This window comes from Pseudomonas schmalbachii, from assembly GCF_017589465.1.
Lineage (GTDB): Bacteria > Pseudomonadota > Gammaproteobacteria > Pseudomonadales > Pseudomonadaceae > Pseudomonas > Pseudomonas schmalbachii.
In genome coordinates this window covers 275,387-291,770 of record NZ_JAELYA010000007.1, presented here as the reverse complement: position 1 = coordinate 291,770, position 16,384 = coordinate 275,387, and the positions used below count along the sequence as shown (strand labels likewise).

The following is a 16,384-nucleotide window of genomic DNA, read 5'->3' as shown; positions in this document are numbered from 1 at the left end:
GGTACGCTGGATTGACAAGGGGGGCGGGCTTTCTTAGGGTGCGGCGGCCATATTCCGTAAGGTGCGCCATGAACCCGAGCGACGATCGTATCAAACTGGAACCGAGTTGGAAGGAAGCACTGCGCGACGAGTTTGACAAGTCCTACATGAAGGAACTTGGCGAATTCCTCCGCACGGAGAAGGCTTCCGGCAAGGTGATTTACCCGCCCGGACCGCTGATCTTCAACGCGCTCAATTCCACGCCGCTGGACAAGGTCAAGGTCGTCATCATCGGCCAGGACCCCTACCACGGCCCGGGCCAGGCCCACGGCCTGTGCTTCTCGGTGCAACCGGGCGTGCCGGTGCCGCCGTCGCTGCAGAATATCTATAAAGAGCTGCAGCGCGACCTGAACATCGACATTCCCTCCCACGGCTATCTGCAGCACTGGGCCGACCAGGGCGTGCTGCTGCTCAACACCTCGCTGACCGTGGAGCACTCGCGGGCAGGTTCCCATGCCAACGCCGGCTGGCAGCAGTTCACCGACAAGGTGATCGAAGTGGTCAGCCAGCGCCGCGACGGCTTGGTGTTCCTGCTCTGGGGCTCCCACGCGCAGAGCAAGCAGAAGCTGATCGACCCGCAAAAGCACCTGATCCTCAAGTCGGCGCATCCGTCGCCGCTGTCGGCTTATCGCGGCTTCCTCGGCAACGGGCATTTCAGCCGGACCAACAAATTCCTCGAACAGCACGGCGAGCAGCCGATCGATTGGTCCTTGCCGCCGGTTTGATCGGATGCCTGTCTTGGCGTCGGCGTGGTGCTTCCCCTCACCCTAACCCTCTCCCGGAGGGCGAGGGAACCGTTCGGCATTGCCGGTTTGCACGGTGTCCATTCCGACGCCGATGTGCCCCCTCTCCCTCCGGGAGAGGGCGGGGGTGAGGGACTTGGCAACTCCGGGCTTTCCATGGAAGCGCACTGCACCCGTAGGATGGCGTTGAGCGAAGCGATACCCATCGCTCAAAAAAAGACCCGCACAAGGCGGGTCTGAAATCGCCAGGCAATCTCCTGGCGAGCGTGGTTGATCAATCGAGCGCTTCCGCCCGCCGCTGCCAGAGCCGGAAGCACGGCTCGGCCAGAAACAGCACCAGCAGCAGCCGCAACACCTGCAACGCCGTCACCAGCGGCACCGAAAGCTGCAATGCCTCGGCGGTAAGACTCAGCTCGGCAATACCGCCCGGCATCATCCCCAGCAGCAGCGACTGGTGATCCAGCGTGCCGAGCCAGCCGAGCAGTTCGGCGACCAGCGCCGCCGCCAGCATCATCCACAGGGTGCAGACCAGGCTGCGGCCGACGAAGGCCGGCGCGTTGCGGAAGAACGCGCGATTGAAATGACAGCCCAGCGCACTACCAATCAGCCACTGGCCGACCGCACTGGAACCCTGCGGCAGGCCGATCTGCAGGTCCCAGCCGATGGCGGCGATGGCGCTCACCAGCAGCGGGCCGAGCAGCCAGGGATTGGGTTGGCGCAGCTTCTGCCAGACCAGCGCGAGCAGGGCGCCGGCCGGCAGCAGCAGGGCCAGCCAGTGCCAGTCGACATGCGCCGTGTGCGCTTGCGGTGGAGGCGTATCGAGGAGGAACTTGAAGGCCGCCGGAATCAGCAGGACCACCAGCAGCAGGCGCAGGCTCTGCGCCGCGGCGACCCGGCTGAGCACGGCGCCGTGGCGCTGGCCGATATTGACCATCTCGCTGGCGCCGCCCGGCATGCTGGCGAAGAACGCCGTGGCGCGGTCCTCGCCGCTGCGGCGCATGACGATGATCGCCAGCACGCTGGAAACCGTGGTGGCGAGGGCGCCGACGAGGACGATGCCACCGTGGGCGAGCACCTGCTCGACCACGGCGGGGGTGAAGTGCAGGCCGATGCCGGTGCCCACCAGCCATTGCCCGCATTTACGCGCGCCCGGGACTTCTCCCAGGCGCCAGTCGAACAGGCAGCGGGCGAGCATGACCGCCAGCAGCGAGCCGATCATCCATGGCAGCGGCCAGCCGACCAGACTGGCCAGCCAGCCGCCGAGGGCGCCGATCAGGGGCGTAGCCCAGAACAGGCGCCAATCGGCCTTACGCATCGGCCAGATTGCCCATGTTGCGGCGGGCGCGCTTGCGCCAGGCGCGGTACAGCGGCAGGCCGAGCATCAGCGCCACCAGCGCCCAGGTCACCAGGGTGATCGGGCTGGACCAGAGGATCGACAGCTCGCCGCTGGAGATCGACAGCGCGCGGCGCAGGTTCTGCTCCATCAGACCGCCGAGGATGAAGCCGAGCAGCAGAGGCGACAGCGGGAAGTCCAGCTTGCGCAGGATGTAGCCGAGGATGCCGATGGCGACCATCAGGAACAGGTCGAAGGTAGTGGCGTGCACGGCGAACACCCCGATGGCGGTGATGATCGCGATGGCCGGCACCAGCGCCCAGTTCGGCACCGAGAGGATGCGGGTGAACACCCGGACCATCGGCACGTTGAGGACGATCAGCATGATGTTGGCGATGAACAGCGAGGCGATCAGGCCCCAGACGATCTGCGGCTGCTCCTGGAACAGCAGCGGACCGGGGGTGATGTTGTACAGCGACAGCGCGCCGATCATCACCGCCGTGGTGCCGGAGCCGGGCACGCCGAGGGTCAGCATCGGCACCAGCGCGCCGCAGGCGGAAGCGCCGATGGCCGTTTCCGGGGCCGCCAGGCCGCGCATGTCGCCCTGGCCGAACTTGCCCGTCTCGCCGGCGTACTTCTTCTCGGTCATGTAGGCCACCGCGCTGGCCAGCGTCGCGCCGGCGCCGGGCAGCACGCCCATGACGAAGCCGAGCAGGCCGCAGCGCAGGTTGACCACCGCCACCGAGGCCGCTTCCTTGAGGTTGAACAGCATGCGCCCGCTGGCTTCCACCGCCTTGTGGCCGTGGTGGGTCTTCTCCAGCAGCAGGAGGATTTCGCTGACTGAGAACAGGCCGAGCACCAGCACGACGAACTGGATGCCGTCGGAAACATGGATGTTGTCGAAGGTGAAGCGGTACACGCCGCTGTTGGCGTCGATCCCGACGCTGGAGAGGAACAGCCCGAGCAGGGCGGCGAGCAGCGTCTTCAGCGGCTTGTTCCCGGCCAGGCCGCCGAGGGCGACGATGGCGAACACCATCAGCACGAAGTATTCCGCCGGGCCGAAGGCGATCGCCCATTTCGCCAGCAGCGGGGCGAACAGCACCATGCCGCAGGTGGCGATGAAGGCGCCGATGAACGAACTCCACGCCGACAGCGACAGTGCCACGCCGGCCATCCCCTGGCGCGCCATGGGGTAGCCGTCGAGGGTGGTCATCACGGTGGAAGCTTCGCCGGGAATGTTCAGCAGGATCGAGGAAATCCGCCCGCCGTATTCGCAGCCGAGGTAGACGGCGGCGAGCAGGATCAGCGCCGATTCCGGCGGCAGGCCGAGGGCGAAGGCCACCGGGATCAGCAGGGCGACGCCGTTGATCGGGCCGAGGCCGGGCAGCAGGCCGACGACGGTGCCGATCAGGGTGCCGATCAGCGCAGTGATCAGGTTGTACGGGCTCAGGGCGACGCCGAAGCCCTGGCCGAGATAGCTCAAGGTATCCATCAGGCAGACCTCTGCATCAGAACGGGAGGAAGTCGAGGACGCCCAGCGGCAGCGGGACGTCCAGGGTGCGGTCGAACAGCAGGTACAGGCCGACGCTCAGCAGCGAGGTGGTGACCACGCTGTGCAGCGGCCGGCCGCCGTAGATCAGCGCGATGAAGCTGCCGACCAGGGCGCTGGAGAGGATGAAGCCGAGCGGCTCGAACAGCCCGGCATACACCAGCAGCAGGGCGACGCAGGCGATCACCTTGCGCAGCAGCGCGCCTTGCAGCGGCGGTTCGTCCTCGTCGCGGTGGATCGGCGTCGGCCGCACGATCAGCCAGGCGAGGCCGGCGGCCATCAGGCCGAGGCAGAGCAGCGGATAGGCGCGCGGGCCGACCGGCTCGTAGGAGAACGGCGCCTGGTAGTTCCAGGCGATCAGGGCGAAGGCGACGCAGGCGAACAGCCAGGCGCTAGCGAACAGCCGTTGGTAGAGGCTGGTCTGGGACATGGGAATTCTCCTGGCGGCACCGGAGTGGCGGCGCCGCCGTAGGGGCATTACTGGATCAGGCCGAACTCGCGGGCCAGTTGCTTGTACTGGGCGACCTGCTGCTTCACGTAGGCGTCCAGCTCGGGACCGGTCATGGCGAAGGGGAACAGCTCGCGCTGGTCACGCAGCTTGGCGAAGTCCTCGGAGGCCAGCAGCTTGTCGAAGGAGTTCTTCCAGAACGCATAGTCCTCGTCGCTGACCTTCGGCCCGACGTAGAAGCCGCGCACCACCGGCCAGACGATGTCGAAGCCCTGCTCTCTGGCGGTGGGGATGTCGGCCATGCCTTCGTCCTGCAGGCGCTCCTCGGCGAACACCGCGAGCAGGCGCATCTTGCCGGCGCGGATGTGCGGCATGGAGTCGGAGATGTCGGTGCTGCCGACCTGGATGTGCCCGCCGAGCAGCGCCGTGGCGATCTCGCCGCCGCCTTCCAGGGCGACGTAGCGCAGTTTTTTCGGATCGATGCCCGCCGCCTTGGCGATCAGCGCGGTCTGCATCCAGTCCTGGCTGCCAATGGTGCCGCCGGAGCCGATCACTACCTTGCCCGGGTCGGCCTTCAGCGCGGCCACCAGGTCGCCAAGGTTCTTGTACGGCGAGTCGGCGCGTACGGCGATGGCGCCGTAGCTGGTGCCGACCGCCGCCAGCCATTTCACCGCGCTTTCGTCGAAGCGGCCGAACTTGCCTTGCGCCAGGTTCAGCAGCGAGCCGCTGGAAAAGGCGGTGATGCTGTTGCCGTCGGCCGGGCGCTGGGCGACCACCGCGTTATAGGCCACCGCACCGACGCCGCCGGGCATGTAGGTGACGCGCATCGGTTTGGCCAGCAGCTTGGCATCGAGCAGGGCGCTCTGCGCCAGCTTGCAGGTCAGATCGAAACCGCCGCCGGGGGACGCCGGGGCGATGCATTCGGGGCGCTTGGGTTCGGCGGCCAGGCTGCCGGCGAACAGCAAGGCGGCCCCGGCGAGGGTGAGAGAAAGCAGCTTGCGAGACATGTGGATTTCCTCTTGTTGTTATCGGCTTACCAGATCGGCAGGGAATAGCTGATATAGAAGCGGGTTTCGTCGACGTCGCGGGCAAAGTTGGACCGATAGGTGGCGTTGCGCAGGCGCAGGGCCAGGTTCTTCAGCGGGCCGCCCTGGAACACGTATTTCAGGTCGGTGTTGCGCTCCCATTCCTTGCCGTCGTCGGCCAGCCCGGCGATTTCGGCGTTGTCGCCCTTGACGTAGCGGTTCATCAGGGTCAGCCCGGGAATGCCCAGGCCGGCGAAGTCGAAGTCGTGGCGTAGCTGCCATGAGCGCTCGTCGGCATCGGCGAAGTCGCCGACCTGGACGAAGTTGACCAGGTACGGGTTGCTGCCATCGATGTAGGGGAAGCCGGTGTCGCCGCTCATCTTCTGCAGGCCGAGGCTGAACTTGTGCGCGCCGATGGCGTAGCCGAGCATGCCGTTGAGGGCGCGGTTGTCGATCTTGCCGCCACGCGCCTCGCCCTGGTCGTCGCTGATCGCCAGGCGCAGGTCGGCGCTGAATTTGCCGGCGCCGAGCTTGTGGCTGGCGAGCAGGCCGACGAAGTGCTGGCGGTAGACCTCGTCGAGCTGGGCGAAGTGGTAGCGCCCGGTGAAGACGTCATTGAACTTGTAGTCGCCGCCGGCCAGGTCGTAGTGCTCGCCGGCCACGCTGCCGAGGAATCGGCGGTTCTTGTTGTTCAGCGCCAGGTCCTGGTCGTCGGTGGAGTCGCGGTCCTTGAACTTTTCCAGGCGGCCGCCGGTGAAGTTCAGGCCCGGCAGGTCGGTGGAATTGAGCAGGCCGCCTTCGAAGGTCTGCGGGAACAGGCGGCTGTCGTTGGGCTGCAGGGTCGGCAGGTCGGGGACCAGGGTGCCGAGCTTCAACTCCGTTGCGGAGACCTTGAACTTGGCGGTCAGGCCGAGCTTGCTGTACTCGTCCGCCGCGCGGCCGTCGTCGTGGGTCGGCAGCAGGCCGCTGCCGGTGCGGTCCGGGCTGGAGTCGAGCTTGAGGCCGAGCATGCCCAGCGCGTCGAGGCCGACGCCGATGGTGCCGGGGGTGTAGCCGGACTGGAAATCGAGGATGAAGCCCTGCGCCCATTCCTCGCGCTTGGACTGGCCATTGCCGTCGCGGAAGTCGCGGTTGAAATAGATGTTCTGGGTCTGCAGGGATAGGCTGCTGTCTTCGATGAAGCCTTCGGCATGGGCGAGTGGGGCGAAGCCAGCGAAGGTTACGGCAGCGGTGATGCCCGCGGGAGTGAATCGGGCAGGGGTGCGAAGCGCTACAGCCGTCTTGGCAGTGAGCATCGTGTGGTCTCCATTTTTGTTGTTGTCGCGAAAGCGCACCACGCTGCCTTCCGCTCTGGGGTCGGTCTTTGCCGCCTTGATGCGATGCTATCGGGCTAAGCTTTCGCCAGGCTTTCAACACGCTTTCGCATGTCTTTCGCCGTATTTCGTTCATTCACAGCGGCGTACAGGCGGGTAAACTGCGCGCCCGATCCCACTGTCGAGGAGGTTCCTGCGTGCGCATCCTTCTGGTCGAAGACCATCCCCAGCTAGGCGACAGCGTCGCTCAGGCGTTGAAAGGCGCCGGTTGGACAGTGGACCTGCTGCGCGATGGCGTGTCCGCTGATCTCGCCCTGGCCAGTGAGGAATACGCCTTGGCGATCCTCGACGTCGGCTTGCCGCGCATGGATGGTTTCCAGGTGCTGGCGCGCCTGCGCGAACGTGGCAAGACCGTGCCGGTGCTGATGCTCACCGCGCGCGGCGAGGTGAAGGACCGTGTGCACGGGCTCAACCTGGGGGCAGACGATTACCTGGCCAAGCCCTTCGAACTGAGCGAACTGGAAGCGCGGGTCAAGGCGCTGCTGCGGCGTAGCGTGCTCGGCGGCGAACAGCAACAGCGCTGCGGTGAACTGATCTACGACCTCGATGCGCGGCGCTTCAGCCTGGCCGGCCAGGTGCTGAGCCTGACCTCTCGCGAGCAGGCGGTGCTGGAAGCGTTGATCGCCCGGCCGGGCCGGGTGATGAGCAAGGAGCAGCTGGCCGGCCAGGTGTTCGGCCTGGACGAGGAAGCCAGCGCCGACGCCATCGAGATCTACGTCCACCGCCTGCGCAAGAAGCTCGAAGGCAGCGCGGTGCGCATCGTCACTTTCCGTGGCCTCGGCTACCTGCTCGAGGCGACCGATGGGTGAGTTGCGGCTGCGTCTCGGGCTGCTTGGCGCCGGCAGCCTGCGCGGACGCCTGCTTCGTCGCCTCGCCGCGATGCTGGCGATTCTCCTTGTGCTGGGCAGCCTGACGACTTATCGCAGCGCTCGGCATGCCGCCGACGTGGCCTACGACCGAACCCTGCTGGCTTCGGCACGGGACATTGCCGACGGCCTGCACACTCGCGACGGGCGCTTGCGCGCGGATATCCCTTACATTGCCCTGGACAGCTTCGCGTTCGACAGCGAGGGGCGCATCTTCTACCAGGTGATCGACCCGAGAGGGCAGTTGATCTCCGGCTATGAGAACCTGCCGGCGGCGCCCCAAGGTACACCGCGTACCGAGGACTATCCGGCGCTGGCGCGCTTCTATACGGCCGAATACCAGGGGCAGGGGGTACGGGTGGTCAGCCTGCTGCAGCCGGTCACCCAGCCGGAGCTCAACGGCATGGCGGAAATCCGCGTGGCGGAGACCCTCGGCGCGCGCGAACGGCTGGCGCGCAACCTGCTCGGCGACACCCTGCTGCACCTCGGTCTGTCGGCACTGGCTGCGCTGCTGATGGTCTGGTACGCGGTGAGCGCCGGGCTGCGTCCGCTGGAGCGCCTGCGCGAAGCAGTGGAGGAACGCCAGCCGGACGACCTGCGGCCGCTGCCGCAGGTGGCGGTACAGCGCGAACTGCGGCCGCTGGTCGGTGCGCTCAACCATTTCACGGTGCGTCTGCGCGGGCTGTTCGAGCGGCAGACACAGTTCATCGCCGATGCCTCCCACGAATTACGTACCCCGCTGGCCGCGCTCAAGGCTCGTCTGGAATTGGGCCTGCGTCAGCAGGAAGCGCAGGCCTGGCGCGAGGCGCTGGCGGATGCGGTGGAAAGTGTCGACCGCCTGACCGGCCTGGCCAATCGTCTTCTTTCGCTGGCGCGCATCGAGAGTGGTGCCCATGCCATCGCCGAAGGTGGCGGCGAGTCCTTCGACCTCACTCGGCTGGCCCGTGAGCACGGCATGGCCCTCGCGCCGCTGGCCCATGCGCGGGGCGTGGCGTTGGCGCTGGAGGCGGAGCAGGAGGTGTGGATCACCGGCGACCCGACGCTGCTCCACGAACTGCTGAACAACCTGGTGGACAACGCCATGGCCCACGCCCGGGGCAACGTGGTCATCCGCGTCGCGCAGCCGGCCCGGCTGGAGGTCGAGGACGACGGCCCGGGGATTCCGGAAGAGGAGCGGGAGAAGGTGTTCGAGCGCTTCTACCGCCGCCGCCAGGAAGGCACCGGGCTGGGCCTGGCCATCGTCGGCGAGATCTGCAGTGCCCACCGCGCCAGGATCGAGCTGGCACAGGGCGAACTGGGCGGGCTGCGGGTGCGTGTCAGTTTCCCGGTCGACGGAGACCTCCCGTAGGTTGGCGCTGAACGCAGTGAAGCCCAACATCCGTGCTACGCCCGACAGATGTTGGGCTTCGCAAGCTCAGCGCCAACCTACGCGGTCCGCCAAGCCCTTCGTAGGATGGGTTGAGCGCAGCGATACCCATGGGCTGAGAGGACTGCGGGTGCGTGTCAGTTTCCCGGTTGAGGGAGACCTCCCGTAGGTTGGCGCTGAACGCAGTGAAGCCCAACATCCCTGCCACGCCCGACAGATGTTGGGCTTCGCAAGCTCAGCGCCAACCTACGCGGTCTGCCAAGCCCCTCGTAGGATGAGTTGAGCGCAGCGATACCCATGGGCCGGGTCAATTCTCCCCCGCCAGCTTGCGGTCGTACTGGAAGCGCCAGCGCGTATAGAGCAGGGCGGCGCAGAACAGCGTCAGGCTGAGCGCTGTTTCCGCCCAGCCGTAGATGGTGCGGGCCGGTTCGAAGGCGGCGAGGATGCCGAGGATGAAGTACAGGTTGACCACGTAGCAGGCCCAGGCATGGCCGCGGGCGCTGCCGATCAACAGGCCGGGCGCGATGATCAGCAGCGGCAGCAGCTTGAAGCCGAGCACCAGCCACGGCACCCATTGCGCCGCACCGTGGGCGTCGGCGAACAGCACATCCCAGGTGACGATAAGCAGGATCAGACCGGCAAAACTGCCGAGGGTGACGGCACGACTGGCGGCCATGCGGGGCTTCAGCCAATCGATTGCCGGCAGCGGTTTGTTCTTGCGGGCCATTCAGCTCTCCAGTTTGAGCGCAACTTCCGCGAGGCGTTTGCCCAGGGCGCGGCAGAGGGTGATTTCGTGTTCGTCGAGACGGCGCTTGCCATCGGCCCCGGCGAAATGGCTGGCCCCGTAGGGCGTGCCGCCGCCGAGGGTTTCCAGCAGCGCGGGTTCGCTGTAGGGAATGCCGGTGATCAGCATGCCGTGGTGCAGCAACGGCAGCAGCATGGACAGCTGGGTGGTTTCCTGGCCGCCATGCAGGCTGGCGGTGGAAGTGAAGACCGCCGCGGGCTTGCCGACCAGTCCGCCGGTCAGCCACAGGCTGCTGGTGCCGTCGAGGAAGTACTTCAGCGGCGCGGCCATGTTGCCGAAGCGGGTCGGGCTGCCGAGGGCCAGGCCGGCGCAGTCCTTCAGGTCGTCGAGAGTGGCGTAGAGCGCGCCTTCCTCGGGAATCTCCGGAGCCACCGCCTCGCATTCGGTGGAAACCGGCGGCACGGTGCGAATCCGTGCCTCCAGGCCGCCCTGCTCGATGCCACGGGCGATCTGCCGCGCCATCTCCTCGGTGGAGCCGTGGCGGCTGTAGTACAGCACCAGGATATAAGGTGTGCTCACGGCAGGATCTCCAGGACCTTCTCCGGCGGCCGGCCGATCACCGCCTTGTCGCCGGCGACCAGGATGGGGCGTTCGATCAGCTTCGGATGCTCGACCATGGCCTGGATCAGCGCGTCTTCGCTGAGGCTCGGGTCGGCCAGGTTGAGGTTCTTGTACTCATCCTCGCCGCTGCGCAGAAGTTGGCGGGCGCCGATGCCGAGCTTCTGCAGCAGGGACTTCAGTTCGGCGGCGCTGGGCGGGGTTTCCAGGTAGCGCACGATCTGCGGCTGCAGGCCGCGGGCTTCGAGCAGTTCGAGGGCGCCACGGGATTTCGAGCAGCGCGGATTGTGGAAAAGTGTCAGTTGGCTCATGTGCAGGGACTCGCAGGGCCGTTAAAGTGGCGGGTATTCTAACCGGCTCCCCGGAATTGACTGAACCGCTGTCGTTCAGATGAATCCCAAGGGATTGATTGAGTCGCGAATCCAAGGACATTCCATGCAAGAGCGTGTGCAGGGACTGATCGATTTCTGGCACTACCTGGTCCGGCGCTTCATGGCGGACAGCGCGCCGAACAAGGCCGCCGCCTTGACCTACACCACCCTGTTCGCCGTCGTGCCGATGATGACGGTGAGTTTCGCCATGCTCTCGGCGATTCCGGCCTTCGAAGGCATGGGCGAGCGCATCCAGGTGTTCGTCTTCCGCCATTTCGTGCCATCCACCGGCGAGGCGGTCGAGGAGTACCTGCGCAGCTTCACCACCCAGGCGCGGCACCTGACCTGGCTGGGCGTGGCGTTCCTGGTGGTGACCGCCTTCACCATGCTGGTGACCATCGAACGGGCGTTCAACGAGATCTGGCGCGTGCGCCAGCCGCGCAGGGGCGTGGCGCGCTTCCTGCTGTACTGGGCGATCCTCAGCCTCGGCCCGCTGCTGCTGGGCGCCGGCTTCGCCGTATCCACCTACATCACTTCGCTTTCCCTGCTGTCCGGCCCGCATGCCCTGCCGGGCGCGGCGACCCTGCTGAAGTTCATGCCGCTGACGTTCAGCGTGGCGGCCTTCACCCTGATCTATGCGGCGGTGCCGAACGCGCGGGTACCGATTCGCCATGCGCTGCTTGGCGGCCTGTTCACCGCAGTGCTGTTCGAGGCGGCCAAGTCGCTGTTCGGTGCGTACGTGAGGCTGTTCCCCGGCTATCAGCTGATCTACGGGGCGTTTGCCACCGTGCCGTTGTTCCTGCTGTGGGTCTATGTGTCCTGGCTGATCGTGCTGTTCGGCGCGGAACTGGTGTGCAACCTGTCGTCCTCGCGGCTCTGGCGCCATCGGGCAATGCCGAGGCTGCTGGTGGTGCTGGGCGTGCTGCGGGTGTTCTTCGATCGCCAGCGGAAGGGACAGGCCACCCGGTTGACCGACCTGCACCGGGAGGGCTGGTTGCTGCCCGAGGACGAGTGGGAGGAGCTGCTGGACTTTCTCGAACGGGAGCAACTGGTTTGTCGTTCGGGGGGCAGCAACGCTTCCTGGGTGCTTTGCCGGGACATGGGCAGCTACAGCCTGCACCATCTGATCAATCGCAGTCCCTGGCCGCTGCCTCATCCGGATTCGTTGCCGAAGGAGCTGAACGAGCCCTGGTATCCCGTGTTGCGCGTTGCCCTGGAGCGCTACCAGTTGGAAAGGAAGTCCCTGTTCGGGGCAAGTCTCGCGGAATGGTTGACTCGGTCACATTCCGAGTGACGTAAATCGTCAGTTTGCGTCGAATCAGATTCCTTGAATCCGCCGTAGGCCATTGAGAACGCACGGATTTCCTGAGTGCTGCGCTTGGCACGTTTCTAGCTTGAAGCGGTCGTGGACAACGGTCCTCGGCAGAAGTTCCCAAGGTCAGCGCAAAAAAATGGAAAGAAGTCAGAACAACGTAGTACATCTGCATCAGCGCGACCTCATGGGCGCCTTGGAGCGCCTCAACCTCATCACCGGATTGCAGTTCAGCCGCTGGCCCGAGTCGTTGTCCCCTGCTGCGCAGCAGGATCCCGCCCCGGCGGCCGATTTTGCTTCGGATGCGCCGTTTCGCCAACTGGGCTGACGCGTTCCGCACCTCACCTGCCGGGGCGGCAGCGGGCATGCCCTGCACGCACAGGCCATGCCAGTTCATCGTATGGATATCTCGTTCCCGCCGTTTCGCCAGTAGATCGACTGGCGTTTACGCGTGGCTGGGGTTCTCCCGGCAGGAACGCTGCTGACGGATTTGTGCGATCCTTCCTGTATGACTTTTTGTGGCTTAATGCCTGCGGATGCCTTGCCGAGGCATTCGCCATCTCTGGCGCCGACCGCCCGGCGCCACTCCCGACATCAAGAGGACTGACGGTATGGGAATGCGGCTCCGTTTGATCAGCGGATTGGTTGCCGGCCTGCTTCTGGCCGGTTGTTCGGAGGACTACGGTGTCGATCAGCACGGCAAGACGGTATCGGCCAGCAGCCTGGACGGCCAGTGGCTGGTCATCAACTACTGGGCGGACTGGTGCGCGCCCTGCCGTACCGAGATTCCCGAGCTGAACCGCCTGGCCGAGGGCAGCGAGGGCAAGGGCGTGCGCGTGGTGGGTGTCAACTATGACGGCCTGCGCGACGCGGATCTGGGCAAGGCCGCCGAGCAACTGGGGATTCGTTTCACCGTGCTGGCCGATGATCCGGCGCCGCGCTTCTCCCTGCCGCCCAGCGAAGCATTGCCGGTAACCTTCATCGTCGACGATAAGGGCAAGATGCGCGATCGACTGGTCGGCGAGCAGACGGCCAGCGGGGTTCAGGCGCGACTGATGGCTTTGCGGGAGGAGGGGAAGTAATGGCCAGGATCTGTTTGCACGGCTTCGTCAGCGGTCTGGTGCAGGGGGTGTTCTACCGCCAGAGTACGCAGGAGCAGGCCGAGCGTCTGGATGTCGATGGCTGGGTGCGCAATCTGGAAGACGGCCGGGTCGAAGTCATGCTCGAGGGCGAGGAACAGGCAGTACGCGAGCTGGAGGGCTGGCTGCAGCAGGGGCCGCCGAAGGCCGAGGTCAGCTCGGTCGAGCTGCGGGAAATGAATCCCCAGGGGATTGCCGGCTTCATTGTCCGGCGTTGAGGTAACGGCGTGGACGCTTCCACGCCGGCCACTCAGTTGTTCGCCATGCCCGGGTCGGCTGCCAGGCGGCCGGCGTCGGTCATCAGGCTGTGCAGGAATTCCTTCTGCAACTCGGGGTCGTTGCGCGTCAGTTCGATCAGGCTCTGCTCCAGCTCGCTGGCTTCCTCTTCCATACCGAGGTCCGACAGGCGCTTGACCCGATGTACCCAGCGCTGCACGTCGTCGCCTTCCAGGTCGTCATAGATCAACCGGTGCGCTTCCTGCAGCTTGCCGCGCAGAGCCCTGCTGACCACCAGGCTGGCGCTGCCGCGCACGCTGTCCTGTGGGTCCTGGACGCTGAACTGGAGCTTGCCGAAGCGGCTCACGTCCTCTTCGCTGAAGGGGCCTTCGAGCAGGTTCAGTCGTAGCACGCCGTGGCGGTCGGTCAGCAGTTCCTGGGTGTCCCGGCCGGCGCTCACCTGCACCGGGCGTTCGGCCCACGGCAGGCTCGAGTATTCCATGCGCTTGTCGCGCTGCTGCTCGTCGATGCTGGCCAGGTTCTGTTCGGCGCGTCCGTTGGACGGCGCGTTCATGAACGGGTTGATGCCGGCGATGCCGTAGCTGATCCAGTCGTGGGTGACGCTTTCCGGCAGGTTGCCGAGCGCGACGACATTGAGCACGTTGGCCCCCACGCCGGCGACGATGGCCAGCGCGCCCAGCGGAATCTCGTAGGATTCCCGCCAGGCCTGGTAGGGGGTATAGCGATCGTAGCGGCGGGTCACCTCGTACTCGGTGACCTCGAAGGTCTTCTGCTCCTGCACGCGGATGCGCCGCTGCGGCAGCTCAAGCACGCCGGTCTCGCCCACATCGATCTGCAGGCTGTGATCAAGCAGTTTGCGCTCGACGCGCTCCTCGTGCTCGCTGCGTTGCGGCAGCTGGTTGGCGCAGCCGCTCAGCAGCAGACTGCCGCACAGGGCGGCAGTCGCGAGGCAGGTAATGCTCTGGGAGGACATGTGTTGCTCAGCCGCGAACCTTTGCCGTGATGAAGGTTTGCAGTTCGCCGATGGCGACGTTCTGCGATTCGGCGTCGCGACGGCCCTTGTATTCCAGCACGCCTTCGTTCAGCCCGCGCTCGCTGACCACGAGACGGTGCGGAATGCCGATCAGCTCCATGTCGGCGAACTTGACGCCGGGGCTGGTCTTCTTGTCGCGGTCGTCCAGTAGCACTTCGAAGCCGGCTGCGGTGAGGTCCGCATACAGTTTGTCGGTGGCGGCGCGAACGGCCTCGTTCTCGTACTTCATCGGCACGATGGCGATCTGGAACGGTGCCAGGGCGGCCGGCCAGAGAATGCCGCGGTCGTCGTAGTTCTGCTCGATGGCGGCGGCCACCACGCGGGATACGCCGATGCCGTAGCAGCCCATGATCAGGGTGACGGGCTTGCCCTGCTCGTTGAGCACGGTGAGGTTCATCGCCTCGCTGTACTTGGTGCCGAGCTGGAAGATGTGGCCGACTTCGATGCCGCGGCGGATCACCAGGGTGCCCTTGCCGTCCGGGCTCGGGTCGCCGGCCACGACGTTGCGCAGGTCGGCGACTTCCGGCACTGGCAGGTCGCGTTCCCAGTTCACGCCGAAGTAGTGCTTGTCATCGAGGTTGGCGCCGGCGGCGAAGTCGCTCATCAGTGCGACGGAGCGGTCGATGATGCAGGGCAGCGCCAGGTTCAGCGGGCCGAGGGAGCCGGGCGCGGCGCCGATCGCGGCCTTGATCTCGGCTTCGCTGGCCATCTGCAGCGGGCTGGCGACCAGCGGATGGTTGCTGGCCTTGATCTCGTTCAGTTCGTGGTCGCCGCGGACGACCAGGGCGATCAGCATGCCTTCTTCTGCGGCATGCACCACCAGGGTCTTGATGGTCTTCTCGATCGGCAGGTCGAATTTTTCCACCAGATCGGCGATGGTCTTGGTGGCCGGGGTGTCGACCAGACGCAGTTCCTGGGTGGCGGCGCCACGCGCGCTTTCGCGGGGCAGGGCTTCGGCCTTCTCGATGTTCGCCGCGTAGTCGGAGCTGTCGCTGAAGACGATGTCGTCCTCGCCGGAGTTGGCCAGTACGTGGAACTCGTGGGAGCCGCTGCCGCCGATGGAGCCGTTGTCAGCCTGCACCGGGCGGTAGTCCAGTCCGAGGCGGGTGAAGACGTTGCAGTACGCGCGGTACATGCCGTCGTAGGTTTCCTGCAGCGAGTCCTGGTTCAGGTGGAAGGAGTAGGCGTCCTTCATGATGAACTCGCGGCCGCGCATCAGACCGAAGCGCGGGCGGATCTCGTCGCGGAACTTGGTCTGGATCTGGTACATGTTGATCGGCAGCTGCTTGTAGCTGTTCAGCTCGTTGCGCGCCAGATCGGTGATGACTTCCTCGTGGGTCGGGCCGACGCAGAACTCGCGCTCATGGCGGTCCTTCAGGCGCAGCAGCTCGGGGCCGTACTGCTCCCAGCGGCCGGATTCCTGCCACAGTTCGGCCGGCTGGATGGCCGGCATCAGTACTTCCAGGGCGCCGGCGGCATTCATCTCTTCGCGGACGATGGTCTCGGCCTTGCGCAGTACGCGCAGGCCCATCGGCAGCCAGGTGTAGAGGCCGGAGGCCAGCTTGCGGATCATGCCGGCGCGCAGCAGCAACTGGTGGCTGATGACCACCGCATCGGAGGGGGTTTCTTTCAGGGTGGACAGCAGGTACTGACTGGTACGCATGTTTGGCCGCTTGCAGGTTGCGAAGATGGAATCAGGTTGGGCATTGTACGGTGCAGGTCAGGCTGCGTACAGGGCGCGGCGGGAACAGACAAGGAGGCTTGGATGAGCCGATTGAGTGCGTCCGAGGTGCAGACGTTCATACGGGCTGGGCTGCCGATGGCGGAGGATCTCGACTTCCGCGTCGAGGCCCTGGAAGGGCGTAGCGCATTCGCGCGGGTTCCGTTCCACGGCAAGCTGGTGCGGCCGGGTGGAACGGTGTCGGGGCCGACCATCATGGCGCTGGCCGATGCGGCCATGTATGCGGTGATCCTCGGTCAACTGGATGACGTGGAGATGGCGGTCACGTCCAACCTGAACATCAACTTCCTCAGCAAGCCGAAGCCGGAGGATCTGCTGGCGGAGGCGAAGATACTGAAGCTCGGGCGGCGCCAGGTGGTGTGCGAGGTGTCGGTGTATTCCGCGAGCAATCAGCAGGAACTGGTCGCTCATGTCACCGGAACCTATGTGCTGCCGATGTAGTGTTT

General features: G+C 65.8%; 18 protein-coding genes. 8 read left to right on the top strand and 10 right to left on the bottom strand.

Annotation, left to right across the window (positions count from 1 at the left end):
- Positions 1–68: 68 nt before the first annotated feature.
- Positions 69–764, top strand: a complete 696-nt coding sequence (gene ung, locus JFY56_RS18850; RefSeq protein ID WP_208315560.1) for a uracil-DNA glycosylase — start codon at positions 69–71, stop codon at positions 762–764.
- A gap of 292 nt (positions 765–1,056) precedes the next feature.
- Here ung and JFY56_RS18845 read toward each other — a convergent pair whose 3' ends face one another.
- Genes JFY56_RS18845 through JFY56_RS18825 form a run of 5 tightly spaced genes read right to left on the bottom strand, consistent with a single transcriptional unit; the run spans position 1,057 to position 6,432 of the window.
- Entirely contained in the window at positions 1,057–2,097 is a 1,041-nt protein-coding gene (locus JFY56_RS18845) for an AbrB family transcriptional regulator (RefSeq protein ID WP_208315558.1), read from the bottom strand.
- Complete coding sequence (locus tag JFY56_RS18840) at positions 2,090–3,607, bottom strand: tripartite tricarboxylate transporter permease (protein ID WP_208315556.1); 1,518 nt, start codon at positions 3,605–3,607, stop codon at positions 2,090–2,092. The genes JFY56_RS18845 and JFY56_RS18840 overlap by 8 nt, the downstream gene beginning before the upstream one ends.
- Before the next feature lie 16 nt (positions 3,608–3,623).
- Complete coding sequence (locus JFY56_RS18835; RefSeq protein WP_208315554.1) at positions 3,624–4,094, bottom strand: tripartite tricarboxylate transporter TctB family protein; 471 nt, start codon at positions 4,092–4,094, stop codon at positions 3,624–3,626.
- Between the two features lie 47 nt (positions 4,095–4,141).
- Positions 4,142–5,119, bottom strand: a complete 978-nt coding sequence (locus JFY56_RS18830; RefSeq protein ID WP_208315552.1) for a Bug family tripartite tricarboxylate transporter substrate binding protein — start codon at positions 5,117–5,119, stop codon at positions 4,142–4,144.
- Positions 5,120–5,145: 26 nt separating this feature from the next.
- Positions 5,146–6,432: an OprD family porin gene (locus JFY56_RS18825; protein ID WP_208315550.1), complete on the bottom strand. Its 1,287-nt coding sequence runs from the start codon at positions 6,430–6,432 to the stop codon at positions 5,146–5,148.
- Positions 6,433–6,647: 215 nt separating this feature from the next.
- On the opposite strand from JFY56_RS18825, the gene JFY56_RS18820 reads away from it, so the two are divergent.
- On the top strand, positions 6,648–7,319 hold the full coding sequence (locus tag JFY56_RS18820; protein ID WP_208315548.1) for a response regulator: 672 nt from the start codon (positions 6,648–6,650) through the stop codon (positions 7,317–7,319).
- Positions 7,312–8,724, top strand: a complete 1,413-nt coding sequence (locus JFY56_RS18815; RefSeq protein ID WP_408004434.1) for a sensor histidine kinase — start codon at positions 7,312–7,314, stop codon at positions 8,722–8,724. Before JFY56_RS18820 ends, JFY56_RS18815 begins: the two co-directional genes overlap by 8 nt.
- 325 nt (positions 8,725–9,049) lie before the next feature.
- On the opposite strand, the gene JFY56_RS18810 is transcribed toward JFY56_RS18815, so the two are convergent.
- The 3 genes from JFY56_RS18810 to arsC are packed head-to-tail and all read right to left on the bottom strand — an operon-like array spanning position 9,050 to position 10,416.
- Entirely contained in the window at positions 9,050–9,469 is a 420-nt protein-coding gene (locus JFY56_RS18810; protein WP_208315543.1) for a DUF2069 domain-containing protein, read from the bottom strand.
- Entirely contained in the window at positions 9,470–10,066 is a 597-nt protein-coding gene (wrbA, locus tag JFY56_RS18805; RefSeq protein WP_208315541.1) for an NAD(P)H:quinone oxidoreductase, read from the bottom strand.
- Positions 10,063–10,416 (bottom strand): arsenate reductase (glutaredoxin), encoded by a 354-nt coding sequence (gene arsC / locus JFY56_RS18800; protein ID WP_208315539.1) that lies wholly within the window; start codon positions 10,414–10,416, stop codon positions 10,063–10,065. Before arsC ends, wrbA begins: the two co-directional genes overlap by 4 nt.
- A 124-nt stretch (positions 10,417–10,540) precedes the next feature.
- Here arsC and JFY56_RS18795 point away from each other — a divergent pair, with 124 nt between their 5' ends.
- The 4 genes from JFY56_RS18795 to JFY56_RS18780 all read left to right on the top strand — a co-directional run bounded on the left by JFY56_RS18795 (position 10,541) and on the right by JFY56_RS18780 (position 13,145).
- Positions 10,541–11,770, top strand: a complete 1,230-nt coding sequence (locus JFY56_RS18795; RefSeq protein WP_208315538.1) for a YihY family inner membrane protein — start codon at positions 10,541–10,543, stop codon at positions 11,768–11,770.
- 157 nt (positions 11,771–11,927) lie between these two features.
- Complete coding sequence (locus JFY56_RS18790; RefSeq protein WP_208315532.1) at positions 11,928–12,116, top strand: hypothetical protein; 189 nt, start codon at positions 11,928–11,930, stop codon at positions 12,114–12,116.
- Positions 12,117–12,399: 283 nt separating this feature from the next.
- Positions 12,400–12,870, top strand: coding sequence for a TlpA disulfide reductase family protein (locus JFY56_RS18785; RefSeq protein WP_208315530.1), 471 nt, complete (start codon positions 12,400–12,402; stop codon positions 12,868–12,870).
- On the top strand, positions 12,870–13,145 hold the full coding sequence (locus JFY56_RS18780) for an acylphosphatase (protein ID WP_208315528.1): 276 nt from the start codon (positions 12,870–12,872) through the stop codon (positions 13,143–13,145). Before JFY56_RS18785 ends, JFY56_RS18780 begins: the two co-directional genes overlap by 1 nt.
- A 32-nt stretch (positions 13,146–13,177) precedes the next feature.
- Here JFY56_RS18780 and JFY56_RS18775 read toward each other — a convergent pair whose 3' ends face one another.
- Positions 13,178–14,137 (bottom strand): hypothetical protein, encoded by a 960-nt coding sequence (locus JFY56_RS18775; RefSeq protein WP_208315526.1) that lies wholly within the window; start codon positions 14,135–14,137, stop codon positions 13,178–13,180.
- Positions 14,138–14,144: 7 nt separating this feature from the next.
- Positions 14,145–15,860 (bottom strand): proline--tRNA ligase, encoded by a 1,716-nt coding sequence (locus JFY56_RS18770; RefSeq protein WP_208315524.1) that lies wholly within the window; start codon positions 15,858–15,860, stop codon positions 14,145–14,147.
- 111 nt (positions 15,861–15,971) lie between these two features.
- On the opposite strand from JFY56_RS18770, the gene JFY56_RS18765 reads away from it, so the two are divergent.
- On the top strand, positions 15,972–16,379 hold the full coding sequence (locus JFY56_RS18765; protein WP_208315620.1) for a PaaI family thioesterase: 408 nt from the start codon (positions 15,972–15,974) through the stop codon (positions 16,377–16,379).
- Positions 16,380–16,384: the final 5 nt, after the last annotated feature.

Bases quoted from the DNA above. Each gene is read 5' to 3' on its own strand.
- ung (WP_208315560.1), top strand. From the start codon at position 69: ATGAACCCGAGCGACGATCGTATCAAACTGGAACCGAGTTGGAAGGAA.
- JFY56_RS18835 (WP_208315554.1), bottom strand. From the start codon at position 4,094: ATGTCCCAGACCAGCCTCTACCAACGGCTGTTCGCTAGCGCCTGGCTG.
- arsC (WP_208315539.1), bottom strand. From the start codon at position 10,416: ATGAGCCAACTGACACTTTTCCACAATCCGCGCTGCTCGAAATCCCGT.
- JFY56_RS18830 (WP_208315552.1), bottom strand. From the start codon at position 5,119: ATGTCTCGCAAGCTGCTTTCTCTCACCCTCGCCGGGGCCGCCTTGCTG.
- JFY56_RS18825 (WP_208315550.1), bottom strand. From the start codon at position 6,432: ATGCTCACTGCCAAGACGGCTGTAGCGCTTCGCACCCCTGCCCGATTC.
- JFY56_RS18775 (WP_208315526.1), bottom strand. From the start codon at position 14,137: ATGTCCTCCCAGAGCATTACCTGCCTCGCGACTGCCGCCCTGTGCGGC.
- JFY56_RS18795 (WP_208315538.1), top strand. From the start codon at position 10,541: ATGCAAGAGCGTGTGCAGGGACTGATCGATTTCTGGCACTACCTGGTC.
- JFY56_RS18845 (WP_208315558.1), bottom strand. From the start codon at position 2,097: ATGCGTAAGGCCGATTGGCGCCTGTTCTGGGCTACGCCCCTGATCGGC.
- JFY56_RS18780 (WP_208315528.1), top strand. From the start codon at position 12,870: ATGGCCAGGATCTGTTTGCACGGCTTCGTCAGCGGTCTGGTGCAGGGG.
- JFY56_RS18810 (WP_208315543.1), bottom strand. From the start codon at position 9,469: ATGGCCCGCAAGAACAAACCGCTGCCGGCAATCGATTGGCTGAAGCCC.
- JFY56_RS18785 (WP_208315530.1), top strand. From the start codon at position 12,400: ATGGGAATGCGGCTCCGTTTGATCAGCGGATTGGTTGCCGGCCTGCTT.
- JFY56_RS18840 (WP_208315556.1), bottom strand. From the start codon at position 3,607: ATGGATACCTTGAGCTATCTCGGCCAGGGCTTCGGCGTCGCCCTGAGC.
- JFY56_RS18815 (WP_408004434.1), top strand. From the start codon at position 7,312: ATGGGTGAGTTGCGGCTGCGTCTCGGGCTGCTTGGCGCCGGCAGCCTG.
- JFY56_RS18770 (WP_208315524.1), bottom strand. From the start codon at position 15,860: ATGCGTACCAGTCAGTACCTGCTGTCCACCCTGAAAGAAACCCCCTCC.
- JFY56_RS18790 (WP_208315532.1), top strand. From the start codon at position 11,928: ATGGAAAGAAGTCAGAACAACGTAGTACATCTGCATCAGCGCGACCTC.